9 protein-coding genes are annotated in these 12,416 nt (G+C 41.9%); 6 read left to right on the top strand and 3 right to left on the bottom strand.

The window, feature by feature from the left end; genetic code table 11:
* Nucleotides 1-270: 270 nt before the first annotated feature.
* Genes A7P55_RS07895 through A7P55_RS07870 form a run of 6 tightly spaced genes read left to right on the top strand, consistent with a single transcriptional unit; the run spans nucleotide 271 to nucleotide 9,779 of the window.
* Nucleotides 271-2,055 (top strand): ABC transporter substrate-binding protein, encoded by a 1,785-nt coding sequence (locus tag A7P55_RS07895; protein ID WP_171551721.1) that lies wholly within the window; start codon nucleotides 271-273, stop codon nucleotides 2,053-2,055.
* 14 nt (nucleotides 2,056-2,069) lie between these two features.
* Nucleotides 2,070-3,884 (top strand): ABC transporter substrate-binding protein, encoded by a 1,815-nt coding sequence (locus A7P55_RS07890; protein ID WP_171551841.1) that lies wholly within the window; start codon nucleotides 2,070-2,072, stop codon nucleotides 3,882-3,884.
* A 26-nt stretch (nucleotides 3,885-3,910) separates the two neighbouring features.
* Nucleotides 3,911-5,929 carry a M3 family metallopeptidase gene (locus tag A7P55_RS07885; RefSeq protein ID WP_171551720.1) on the top strand — a complete coding sequence of 673 codons (2,019 nt, stop codon included), beginning with the start codon at nucleotides 3,911-3,913 and terminating at the stop codon, nucleotides 5,927-5,929.
* A 12-nt stretch (nucleotides 5,930-5,941) separates the two neighbouring features.
* Nucleotides 5,942-6,880: an ABC transporter permease gene (locus A7P55_RS07880; protein ID WP_004804925.1), complete on the top strand. Its 939-nt coding sequence runs from the start codon at nucleotides 5,942-5,944 to the stop codon at nucleotides 6,878-6,880.
* 10 nt (nucleotides 6,881-6,890) lie between these two features.
* The gene (locus A7P55_RS07875) at nucleotides 6,891-8,033 is read left to right on the top strand and encodes an ABC transporter permease (protein ID WP_171551719.1); all 1,143 of its coding nucleotides are present in this window, start codon (nucleotides 6,891-6,893) and stop codon (nucleotides 8,031-8,033) included.
* Between the two features lie 12 nt (nucleotides 8,034-8,045).
* Nucleotides 8,046-9,779: an ABC transporter ATP-binding protein gene (locus A7P55_RS07870; RefSeq protein WP_171551718.1), complete on the top strand. Its 1,734-nt coding sequence runs from the start codon at nucleotides 8,046-8,048 to the stop codon at nucleotides 9,777-9,779.
* A 55-nt stretch (nucleotides 9,780-9,834) separates the two neighbouring features.
* Here A7P55_RS07870 and rluB read toward each other — a convergent pair whose 3' ends face one another.
* The 3 genes from rluB to A7P55_RS07855 are packed head-to-tail and all read right to left on the bottom strand — an operon-like array spanning nucleotide 9,835 to nucleotide 12,215.
* The gene (gene rluB / locus A7P55_RS07865; protein ID WP_171551717.1) at nucleotides 9,835-10,782 is read right to left on the bottom strand and encodes a 23S rRNA pseudouridine(2605) synthase RluB; all 948 of its coding nucleotides are present in this window, start codon (nucleotides 10,780-10,782) and stop codon (nucleotides 9,835-9,837) included.
* A 42-nt stretch (nucleotides 10,783-10,824) separates the two neighbouring features.
* Complete coding sequence (gene scpB / locus A7P55_RS07860; RefSeq protein ID WP_171551716.1) at nucleotides 10,825-11,424, bottom strand: SMC-Scp complex subunit ScpB; 600 nt, start codon at nucleotides 11,422-11,424, stop codon at nucleotides 10,825-10,827.
* Nucleotides 11,421-12,215, bottom strand: coding sequence for a segregation/condensation protein A (locus tag A7P55_RS07855; protein ID WP_016541723.1), 795 nt, complete (start codon nucleotides 12,213-12,215; stop codon nucleotides 11,421-11,423). Before A7P55_RS07855 ends, scpB begins: the two co-directional genes overlap by 4 nt.
* Nucleotides 12,216-12,416 lie beyond the last annotated feature (201 nt).

Genomic DNA, 12,416 nt, shown 5'->3' with positions numbered 1-12,416 from the left:
GCGTGAAAATTAGATCTGCTAAAAATACGTTTTGATTAAAAATTAAACATAATTTTTTTATTTGAAAAGTGGCATGAAATTAGCAAGGTAATTTTCCATCTTTAAGGGGTTTTTCTTTTAACTTAATTTTTCCAACTGGTAAAACATCATTAAATAAATGATTTTTTAATAAAAAGTTGGAATGAGACATGCTGAAAGGGAAACGGTTGTAGTGTTGAATGCTATGCAAAAGTCTAGTATTTATTAAAAAACGATGATGTGAGCACTGATTTGAAGTCAACTTTTTTTACGGTCACTGTATTATCAACCGTTATTGTATTTATACCGATGGGCTATGCAAAAACACCTGCTCAGGCAGATAAAGTACTCAGTGTTGCTTTTGAAGCTCCAGATGATGGTTTTGATATGGTTAAAACTTTTAATTTTTACAGCGGGAATGTGGCCGATGTAATTTTTGAAAGATTGCTTCAATACGATTATCTCGCTAACCCCGTGAAATTGGTTCCATCAACAGCAGAAAGCCTACCTGTGATTGAAAAAAATGGTCAGGTTTATATATTTAAAATAAAACCCGGGATTTATTTTACCGATGATCCTGCATTTAAAGGCAAACGTAGAGAGCTGGTTGCAGAGGATTATGTCTATTCGATTAAGCGGATATTAGATCCTCAAAATCATGCTTCAGCATTTTCTTTTATTGATAATAAAATTGTGGGTGCCAATGCATTGGTGGATCAAGCCAAAAAAACGGGCGCATTTAACTATGATGCCAAGATTGACGGCGTTAAAGCACTGGATAAATATACGATTCAATTTACCTTGACGCAACCTGATTATAATTTCCCTTATATTTTGGCCTATAGCACCTTTGGTGCGACTGCACGCGAAGTGGTTGAATACTATAAAGATCGTTTAGCCATGCATCCTGTGGGTACGGGACCTTATATGCTGAGCAAATATGTACCCCGCAGCAAGATCGAACTGGTTGCCAATCCGGATTACCGTGGTTTTGTCTGGAACTTTAAATCGACAGGCACGGCGTGGGATAACCAACTGGTAAAAGACATGAGTGGCAAGCAAATGCCGCAAATTGGCAAAGTCAATATCAGCATTATCGAAGAAGAACAATCACGTTGGCTCGCCTTTCAGTCCAAACAACTGGATTTTGATAAGGTCACTTCAAGTGCAATACCTAAGGTGCTTGATCAAAATAATCAGTTAAAAGCAGAAATGCAAAAGCAGGGTATACGTCTATATGCCAATAAAGAGGCAGAGATCACCTATTCAATGTTGAATATGCGTGATCCTGTTGTTGGTGGTAATAGCCTAGATAAAATTGCGTTAAGACGTGCAATTGCGATGTCTTTTAATGTCAATGAATATATTCGTATCTTAAGAAAAGGTCAGGCGGTTAAGGCTGAAATGCTGGTACCTGCAGGCATTAATGGTCATAACCCGAATTATCGCAGTAGCATTGGTTACAATCCTGTTTTAGCCAATAAATTATTGGACCATTTCGGCTATAAAAAAGGCCCAGATGGCTATCGTAAGCTCCCAAATGATAAACCTTTAACCTTAAAAATAAATACCGAGAGTGGAACATCTTCCGTGATGTATTCTGAATTGTGGAAGAAAAATTTAGATGCAATTGGAATTCGGGCAGACTTTAAAGTGAGTAATTTTGCCGATAATTTAAAAGCCGCAACCCAGTGTCAATACATGATGTGGAGTGGCGCATGGCATGCCGATTATCCAGAGGGTGAAAATTTCACGCAATTGCTTTATGGTCCGAATGTTGGTCGTGGTAATCAATCCTGTTATCAGTCAGCTGCTTATGACAATTTATATAAACAGGCGATGCAGCAAGCCCCTGAAAAACGTATGCCATTCTATGAAAAAATGAGTCGCCAAATTGAAGCAGATGGAACGTGGATTTTACAAGATACGCGGATTCGGAACTGGTTGATTCAACCTGAGGTGCAGGGATTTAAAGCTCATCCAATTATGAATACCAATTGGCAATATTTAGATATTGTTTCACCAAATCAAAAATAAGTGATGCGTTTATGATGAAGCAAAATTTTAAACTTTCGATGCAACGGACTAGTCTGGCGCTGTTATTGGGGACAACATTAAGTCTAGGGGTAACGATTACAGAAGCGAAAAGCCCAGCTGATCCTAAAAAAGTCTTACGTTATGCCTTTCCAGTGGCGGAAACGGGATTTGATCCCGTAGCGACACAAGACCTGTATTCGGCTCATGTCTTATATTCTATTTTTGAAACGCTCTATACCTACGATTATTTAGCTTCGCCCGCCAAGTTGGTGCCAAAAACGGCAGTGGCATTACCTGAAGTGAGTACGGATGGGTTGACCTATACCATTCGGATTCAGAAAGGGATTTATTTCACACCTGACCCTGCATTTAAAGGCAAGCCACGTGAACTCACCGCTGCTGATTATGCGTATTCATTTAAACGCTTACTTGATCCAAATCTGCATTCTCCTAACAGTTGGTTATTTGAAGATAAAATTGTGGGCATTGAACCGCTTATTCAACAAGCAAGTAAAACAGGAAAGTTTAATTATGATCAGCCGATCGCGGGACTACAAACGCCTGATCGTTATACCTTGGTGATTCGTTTAAAAGAACCCAATCATAATTTTCCGATGCTGTTGGCGCATCAACCCACTGGTGCAGTGGCACGAGAGGTGATTGAAAAATATCGGGATAAGGCGGGCTATGTGATGGGACGTCCTGTGGGAACAGGTCCTTATATGCTGTCACATTGGACACCAGGTTCACGGATTATATTGAAGGCAAATCCAGATTATCGTGGTTTTACCTGGGACTTTCAGGCCAGCAGTCCAGAAGATCAAAAAATCGTACAACAGATGCAAGGCAAAAAAATGCCACAAATCGGTGTGGTCGATATTCAAGTCATTGAAGAATCACAATCCGGCTGGTTATCTTTCCAGAAAGATGGACTGGATTTATTTACACTTGATGGTGAATTACCTGCACAGGCTTTGCAATCCGATGGTTCATTAAAACCTGAACTTGCTAAGAAGGGTATTCAACTGTCTCGTATCTCAGATCCTTCGATTGATTATTTGTATTGGAATATCCAGAACCCGATTGTTGGTGGTTTTAGTAAAGATAAGATTGCATTGCGTCGCGCGATGTCCATGGCAGTTTCTAAAGAAAAATTTATCACTGTCTTGGCCAAAGGGAATGCCAAAAAATTAGAATCACCGATTCCATATGGTGTAGCAGGGCATGATCCAAATTATAAAAGCAGTATTCCTTATTCTGTAAAGGCAGCTAACTTGCTATTGGATCGCTACAACTACAAAGTCGGCAAGGATGGTTGGCGAACTTTACCTGACGGAAAGCCTTTGGTGATTGAGTTTATGCCATCGACCAGCAGTGCACGAAGTATGCAAATGGCCGAGTTGCTCAAGAAAGATTTAACCAATATTAAAATTAATATGGTGTCAAAACCAGTTCCATTTGCTGAAGGTTTAAAAGCAGAAAAACAGTGTAAAACCATGTTTAAGGCTTCGGCTTGGATTGCAGACTATCCTGATGCAGATAATTTTGTGCAGTTGTTTTATGGCAAAAATATTCATGCAACCAATCACACCTGCTTCAAATTGCCCGAATATGACCGTCTCTATGAGCAATCATTAAGACTTGAGGATGGTCCTGAGCGCGATATGCTGTATCGCAAAATGTCACGGTTGTTAGAGTTTTATTCGCCCGTACAATTTATGTCGACGCGTTACCGTACCGTGGTCGCTCAACCGCGTGTGATTGGTTATAAAAAACACCCTGTTCTGCCAGCAGAATGGATGTATATCGATATTCAAGACAAGAAATAACAAACAGATTAAATTGGAGAAAGCGCATGGCGAAAAGAATATTGAAGTTGTCGACACTGGGACTGTTATCGATGGCAGTCACGGGGATGAGTCAAGGCATTTGGGCTGAAAATACAAGAACCACGTTACCGATTTTAAAAAGCAGTGAAAGTGCACAATGGTGCGATGCTAATTTACAGACTTTAAAGCAGCGTATTTCTCAACTGGAAAAACAAAGCATTAAACCGCAATCCGATGCTGCACCTGTGTTGGCAGAGTGGGATCAATTGATGGCAACTTTCGAGGATTTTGCCGGGCCAATTAGCTTATATAGCAACGTTGATCCAGATGCTAAATTACGTCAAGCCGCTGAAGATTGTGAGGTCAAACTCAATCAACTACAAACCGAAATTTATCAGAACCCGAAGTTGTATCAACGTTTTAAAAATACCAAAGCCAACGATGTAATCGATACGAAGTACCGCCAAGATATTCTTGATGCCTTTGAAGATACAGGGGTACAACTTCCACCTGCAAAAAGGGCACGGGTCAAAACAATTTTTGATGAGTTGACCAAACTATCGCAAGAATTCTCTCGCAATATTCGTGATAACCCAGAAAAATTAGAATTTACACCTGACGAGTTAAAAGGCTTACCAGATAGTTATATTTCAGGCTTAAAGAAAAATGACAAAGGCAATTATTTATTAGGTTTTGAATATCCAGAATACCAACCTTTTATGGAGTTGGCCGACAGTGATGATGCACGCAAACGTTATCAAACTGCATTTACACGTCGCGGTACAGAAAAGAACTTAGTCTTGCTTAAACAGATTATCGACTTACGTTATGAACTGGCACAGCTGTTTGGCCAGCCAAGCTATGCCGATTGGGCTTTGAAGAAACGTATGGCGAAAACGCCAAAAACAGTGAATACCTTCTTGGCAGATGTACACAAAGTGGTTGCACCACTTGAGCAAAAAGAAGTGGAGGAGTTACGTGCATTCAAAGCCAAGACCTTGAACACAACTGTAGAAAAAGCTGAAATTAACCGTTGGAATGTCAATTATTGGAGTGAAAAACTCCGTAAAGAAAAATACCAAATTGACCAAGAAAAACTGCGTGATTATTTCCCAACCTTAGCTGCACAGAAGTGGTTATTTGCGATTTCATCTGATCTTTATGGCATTGAATTTAAGCTAGCCAAAGTCGATGCATGGCAAAATGAAGTGGAATATTACGATGTCACTGACAAAAAAACAGGTGAAGTGCTTGGTGGCCTATACATGGATAAATTCCCACGTGAAGGCAAGTACGGGCATGCTGCGGTCTGGGGTGTATATGGCGGCAGTACGCTGAGCAAACGTAAACCCATTTCAGTGTTGGTCACCAACTTTAACCGCAAAGGTTTAAATAGTGACGAACTAGAAACCTTTGTGCATGAGTTTGGTCATGCCCTGCATGGCATTTTATCGAAAACCCGCTATTCAGCTCAGTCAGGCACCTCGGTAGAGCGCGACTTTGTCGAAGCGCCATCACAAATGTATGAAGAGTGGGCACGTCGTAAAGAAACCTTGTCTAAAGTAGCCGATTATTGTGACCCCGCTTGTCCACGTGTTGATGATGCATTAATTGAGCGTCTTAAATCGGTACACAATTATGGACGTGGTCTGCGTTATGCACGTCAAACCCTATATGCACAATATGACATGGCTTTGCATGGCGCAGATGCACTCAAAGTACAGCCGATGGATGTCTGGAAAAAAATGGAATCGGCAACCGCATTGGGCTATGTACCGAACACTGAGTTCCCTGGTCAGTTTGGCCATTTGATGGGTTATCAAGCGGGCTATTATGGCTATATGTGGTCTGAAGTATTGGCCTTGGATATGTTGTCGGCTTTTGGTGATAATTTGAATAATCCAGAAGTGGGACAGCGCTACCGTCAGGCGATTTTGTCACAAGGCAGTCAAAAGAATGCGGCACAACTGGTTAAAGACTTCTTAGGCAGAGAGCCCGATAACAAAGCCTTCTTTAATGAAATTACAGGTCAACGGGTCAAATAAGGATTTGCCATTATGCTTGCTTATGTCGTGCGTAGACTATGGCAAATGATCCCGACCATGTTGGGTGTCATTTTGCTGATTTTCTTCTTGTTTAACTGGGTGGGGGGCGATCCTGCATATATCTTGGCAGGGAAAATGTCCAACCCCGAGCAAATTGAAAACATCCGTAAACAGTTAGGGGTCGATCAACCTTATTATGTGCAGCTGTGGATTTTTATTAAACAGATCCTGACTTTCGATTACGGTGCCAGTTGGAGTACAGGCGAATCTGTTTCACAGATTATTCTGACCCGTTTAGGGCCATCATTGACCTTATTGATTCCACTGACCATTTTGCAAACCGTGATTTCAATCATCTTGGCATTGGCGGTTGCATCTGTTCGTGGTTCCTTGACCGATCGTATGGTGATGATGCTGTGTACCATTGGCATGTCGATCAGTATCTTGGTGTATATCATCATCTTCCAATATGTTTTGGCCTATCAACTCAGTTGGTTCCCAGTACAAGGTTGGAGTGATAGCTTTAGCCAAAATCTATTCCATTATGCCTTGTTGCCGATCTTAATCATGTTGGTGGTCAGCATTGCTCCAACGCTACGTTTATATCGCAGCTTCGTCTTAGATGAAATTAACCAAGATTATGTGCGGACTGCGCGTGCCAAAGGTGTGGGGGAGTCTCGGGTACTCGGTGTACATGTATTGCGGAATGCCTCAATTCCGATTGTGACCGAAGTGATGGCCAGTTTGCCCGCCTTGTTGATCGGAGCTTTCCTGATTGAACGTTTCTTTGGTATTCCGGGCATTGGTCGGGAAATTATCATCGCCGTTGAACGCAGTGATTTTCCTGTGATTAAAGCCATCACCGTATATATCGCTGCGGTCACCATGATTTTTAACTTGATCGCCGATCTGATTTATAAGCTCCTCGATCCTCGTGTGCAGTTGAAATAGGAGGATGACGATGCTCAGTACAATTTTTAAAGGCAAAGCTTCCTCAAATGAATCTTCTGCGTCAACAGGACTCTGGCATTTGGCCTTGAATCGATTGAAGTCAGATCGAATCGCTGTGGTATCTTTTGTCATCGTATTATTTTATTTCATCCTGCTCGCTTTATCCATGACAGGGGTAATTGCCTCTAACTGGAATAAAGAAGTTGCAGTCAGTTATGCGCCACCGACCTTTTTAGGTGCGGATACTGAGTCTGATCAAATTAAGGCAACTACTGAAAGCACGGAAGCTTTACCTGAAAATCCAGTAGACCCCTTAAAAGATGTGATTCAGCAACTCAATGCGGAAATTCAGGCTGAACAGCAAGGTGGTTCAGTCATTGATAATTATGGCGTGGTTGATCCTCTAGCTGAGGATATGCAACAGATTGATCAACAACTCGGTGGGCATTTACTCGATCAAAAACAAGAGCTCAAAACTACATTGCCATTTGGTGCAGACAAATGGGGACAAGATATCTTATTAAAAACCATTAAAGGTGCTGAAACCTCAATTCTAGTCGGTTTGTTATCCGCTTTATTGGCAGTGGTGATTGGTACTTTTCTTGGCGCAATTGCGGGATATTTTGGCGGTTGGGTCGATGATGTTCTGAACTGGTTCTATAACATTTTTACCTCGATTCCTTATTTACTGTTGGTGTTAGCGATTGCGGCGGTATTGCAACAAAAGGGGATTCTATCAATAGTCCTGATTTTAGGTCTAACGGGTTGGACTGGGGTATTTCGTCTGATTCGTGCTGAATATATGAAACATAAATCGCGCGAATATGTCCTTGCAGCTAAGGCCATTGGCGTCAGTCATCTACGTCGTATGTTTGTGCATATATTTCCAAACGTGAGTCATATCGCTTTGGTACAGATTTCGATTTTGGTGGTGTCATTCATTAAATCAGAAGTGATTCTAAGCTTCCTTGGTTTTGGTGTGCCTGTTGGCGTGGTGTCTTGGGGCAGTATGTTGAATGAGGCGCAAAGTGAGTTGATTTTAGGTAAATGGTGGCAATTGGCTGCTGCATCTATCGCAATGGCTGTATTAGTCACTGCATTTTCGATGTTTACTGATGCCTTACGTGATGCTTTAGATCCTAAGTTGAAATAGCGGAGAGACAAAATGCAATATCAGAATGAAACAACGCTATTACGTGTCGATGATCTCCGTGTCAGCTTTAAGGGTGAAAATAAGCAGTGGATCGAAACAGTCAAAGGGATTTCGTTTTCAATTCCTAAAAATAAAACTGTAGCGCTGGTTGGAGAGTCGGGCAGTGGCAAATCGGTTACTTCCTTGGCCGTGATGGGGCTGTTGCCAAAAGGGCAAAGCCAGATTGCCGAACAGAGTCAAATTTGCTTTGAAGGTAAAGATTTACTCAACTTATCGGCCAAAGAGATTCGGAAAATTTGTGGTAAGGATATTGCCATGATTTTTCAGGAGCCGATGTCCTCGTTGAATCCTGTCTTTACAGTGGGAGATCAAATTGCTGAAGTGTTATGTATTCATTTAGGTATGGGACGTAAGCAGGCCAGAGCACGGGTACTTGAATTGCTGAAAGAAGTCGGTATTCCTGCACCTGAAACCAAGATCGATGCTTATCCGAGTCAGCTTTCAGGTGGTCAGCAACAACGGGTGATGATTGCGATGGCGATTGCCTGTGAACCGAAGTTATTGATTGCCGATGAGCCGACCACAGCCTTAGATGTCACCATCCAAAAGCAGATCATTGATTTATTAGAGTCATTACGACAGCGCCATGAAATGTCGATGCTGTTTATTACCCATGATTTAGCCTTGGTGGGTGAAATCGCAGATGAAGTGATTGTGATGCGTCATGGTGAGATTCGGGAAAGTGGCCCTGTTGAACAGGTGTTGGAACAACCACAAGATGTGTATACCCGTGCTTTGCTGCATTGTCGCCCACAGCTGGCGACACGTCCATACCGTTTGCCTGTGACCAGTGATTTTATGAAGCAGGACGAAAATGGACAACTGATCGAAGCCACCAATCTATCTGATTTAAACCTGAAACAACGTGCGCGTGGTCTGACTGGCGAAGAACAAATTGTTTTAGAGGTCAAAGACCTGAAAAAATCTTTTTATAGCCGTAAGGGCTTGTGGGGACAAGATGAATTTCAGGCCGTTAAAAGTGTCTCTTTTCAATTGGCGAAAGGTAAAACCTTGGGACTCGTTGGAGAGTCGGGTTCAGGTAAAACCACCATTGGTTTACTGTTGATGCGTTTGCATGAAGCAACGGGCGGACAAGCCTTGATTGATGGAAAAGATATTCTAGCGATGAGTGAGAAAGAGTTTTGTCAGTACCAACGCAAAATTCAAATCATTTTCCAGAACCCTTATGCTTCACTCAATCCACGCTTTACCATCGGACAGATTTTATTGGAACCGATGCGAATTCATGGCATTGGTCAAAATGATGCTGAGCGTAAAAAGATGGCATTGGAGCTGTTAGAGCGCGTCAGTTTGCCTGTGCAAGCCTATGATCGTTATCCGCATGAGTTTTCTGGCGGACAACGGCAACGGATTGCGATTGCACGTTGCTTGACCTTAAAACCAGAAATCTTGATTTGTGATGAATCGGTTTCTGCGCTGGATGTGTCGGTACAAGCGCAGGTGCTGAATTTATTGCAGGACCTACAAGATGAGTTTGGTCTGAGCTATATCTTTATTTCACATGACTTATCTGTCGTGAAATACATTTCTGATCAAGTCATGGTGATGAATCATGGCGAGTTGGTTGAAATTGCCAATTCAGATGAACTATATCTACATCCGCAACATGAATATACCAAAAAGCTGCTGAATGCGATCCCGCAAGGTATTGTGCAGCATGGTTAAAAACCAATAAAAAAACGCTCTAATCAGAGCGTTTTTTTATTTTTAGGATCAAGAATTAGAACTTCTTAAAACCTTTATTAAAACCAATGGTTTTACGGTTATTGCTGTTGTTGCTATTACCACTTGGGCGTTGTTGTGGCTGATCTTGTTGCTCATCATCACGACGTTGCTGACGTAAGTAACCACCACGACGTGCCGCCATCGGCTTTTCAGACATACGTTCAGTACGACGTTTTGCCATACCGAATAAACCTGTGCCTTGACGTGGTTTTAACTCAACTGATTTTGCCAAGTTATCGATATCGCTTTTATCCAATTCCATCCAACGACCCGTACGTAACTCGCGTGGTAAAATTACCGTGCCGTAACGAGTACGTAATAAGCGGCTAACTTTTAAGCTTTGTGATTCAAAGATACGACGAACTTCGCGGTTACGACCTTCTTTAACCACCACTTGATACCAACGGTTAATACCATCACCACCAATTTCTGAGAATGATTCAAACTTGGCTGGACCATCTTCAAGCTCAACACCTTTCAGCATGTTATTGCGAATTTGTGGGGTGACTTCACCCATCACGCGAACAGCATATTCACGCTCAACTTCGTTTGAAGGGTGCATTAAACGGTTGGCAAGCTCTCCATCATTGGTGAATAACAATAAGCCAGTACTGTTAATATCCAGACGACCCACCATGACCCAACGGTCGTTGGCAATTTGAGGTAAATGATCAAATACCGTAGGACGCTTTTCAGGGTCATTACGTGAACAGATTTCACCTTCTGGTTTATAGTAAATTAATACGCGACGGCGAATTTCATCTTCAATTTGGAATTGTACTTTACGACCATCGATACGAAGTTCATCACCTGGTTCAATACGTTCGCCAACTTGGGCAATACTACCATTGATACTGACACGACCAGCAGCAATGACTTCCTCCATATAGCGACGCGAGCCTAACCCGACTCTCGCTAAAACCTTTTGTAATTTTTCACTCATGACAGCACAACCTTAGACATAATGATCAACAGTTCACCTTTCTCAGGACTTCGGCGCATGTGCGTCGAGTGTCATGAATGCTTCCTTGGCGTTCTGTAGGGGAGGCAATTGACCTAGCGAAGCTAAACCAAATGCATTTAAAAATTGGGGCGTTGTGACTAACAACGCAGGTCTTCCGGGTAAATCTCTGAAACCAGCTTCTTTAATCCAGTTCCAGTCAAAAAGCGTTCTTAAATTCTGGCTATTGTTGGATACACCACGAATCTGCTCAATATCGGCACGTGTGACGGGTTGATGGTAAGCAATCACTGCGACAGTTTCGAGTAATGAGGGTGACAACTTGGTTGGGCGCTCTGGCCAAACCTGTGCAATAACATTTCGATATTTTGCACGTACTTGAAAGCGAAAACCTTGCGCCGTTTCAATTAATTCGATTGAACGACCATGCTGTAGCATCGCCAGTTGTTGTAAAAATGTGCGTAATTGCTGCTTATTATATTGGTTTTGAAAGGCTTCTTTTAGACGTGCAAGCGAAACTGGGGAGTCACTGGCAAATAAAATCGCTTCAATTTGCAATAATACTTCATGATGAATGTCCTCAAACGACATGCCTTCATTTTGCTCAAATTGATCTAAACTCATGCACTCACTCCTTGAATGGTTAAAGGAGCTTCAATGCCTGTATGGATAATCTGAATTCTTTGTTGACGTGTCAGTTCAAGCACCGCCATAAATGTAACCACCATCCCCATACGACCTTGCATGGGATTTAATAATTCAATAAAACTCAATGCCTCACCTGATGCGAGCTGGCTTTCAATAAAGGCAATACGTTCTTCTAATAACACAGGCTCTTGCGCCACCACGTGGGTGATGGGTTCAGGGCGGTTAAATACACAAAATAAAGCATCATGTAAGGCGGCAACATCATAGCCTTCATAAATCGGAGCGATGTGCCCAATACTGACATTGGTGCTAAAAGTATCACGCTCGAAGATTGGCATCTGTCCCAATCGTTCCGCAGCCTGCTTAATACGTAGATAAGTTTCCAAACGATCAATTAATTCTTGTTTTGGATCTTTCTCGAATTGATCAACAGCAGCTGGTTTGGGTAAAAGTAAGCGTGATTTTAAATCCGCAAGCAATGCGGCCATCACCATATAATCAGCCGTCAGCTCAATATTCAGCGATTTCATACTATCCATATAGGACAGATATTGAGTGGCAATCGGAGAGATATCGACCTGTAATAAATCAAAGCCATTTTTTTGAATCAGGTAAATCAGAAAGTCTAGCGGGCCTTCAAATTGTTCCAGCAAAATTTCAAACGCGGCAGGCGGGATATACAAATCTTCAGGTATGACTTCCTGCCACTCGTCAAGCACGCGAATGGAAGGAGTGGACTCCAAAGTTTGGGGGAGAATTTGGTTCATTACCGTTATAAGCCACGCGAATTTTCAAAAGCATGAAAGATATAATTTTTTGTGCAAAGAAAGGCACATGCTACAAGAGCAGCTCTATTCTAATCGAAATTGCCAATTTAATAAATTACCTACTTACAAAAACCTTAAAGTTCTCAGGGTATTTTCTGTATTTATGCAAGATTACATAGGTCATAGAAAAAACTTATGCTT

The organism is Acinetobacter sp. Ac_5812, assembly GCF_013072695.1.
Classification (GTDB): Bacteria; Pseudomonadota; Gammaproteobacteria; order Pseudomonadales; family Moraxellaceae; genus Acinetobacter.
This window is presented reverse-complemented; position numbering and strand designations above follow the sequence as displayed.

What these genes read in the sequence shown, in the direction of transcription:
- A7P55_RS07890 (WP_171551841.1), top strand. Translation starts at nt 2,070, where the DNA reads ATGAAGCAAAATTTTAAACTTTCGATGCAACGGACTAGTCTGGCGCTG.
- A7P55_RS07885 (WP_171551720.1), top strand. Translation starts at nt 3,911, where the DNA reads ATGGCGAAAAGAATATTGAAGTTGTCGACACTGGGACTGTTATCGATG.
- A7P55_RS07880 (WP_004804925.1), top strand. Translation starts at nt 5,942, where the DNA reads ATGCTTGCTTATGTCGTGCGTAGACTATGGCAAATGATCCCGACCATG.
- A7P55_RS07875 (WP_171551719.1), top strand. Translation starts at nt 6,891, where the DNA reads ATGCTCAGTACAATTTTTAAAGGCAAAGCTTCCTCAAATGAATCTTCT.
- A7P55_RS07870 (WP_171551718.1), top strand. Translation starts at nt 8,046, where the DNA reads ATGCAATATCAGAATGAAACAACGCTATTACGTGTCGATGATCTCCGT.
- rluB (WP_171551717.1), bottom strand. Translation starts at nt 10,782, where the DNA reads ATGAGTGAAAAATTACAAAAGGTTTTAGCGAGAGTCGGGTTAGGCTCG.
- scpB (WP_171551716.1), bottom strand. Translation starts at nt 11,424, where the DNA reads ATGAGTTTAGATCAATTTGAGCAAAATGAAGGCATGTCGTTTGAGGAC.
- A7P55_RS07855 (WP_016541723.1), bottom strand. Translation starts at nt 12,215, where the DNA reads ATGAACCAAATTCTCCCCCAAACTTTGGAGTCCACTCCTTCCATTCGC.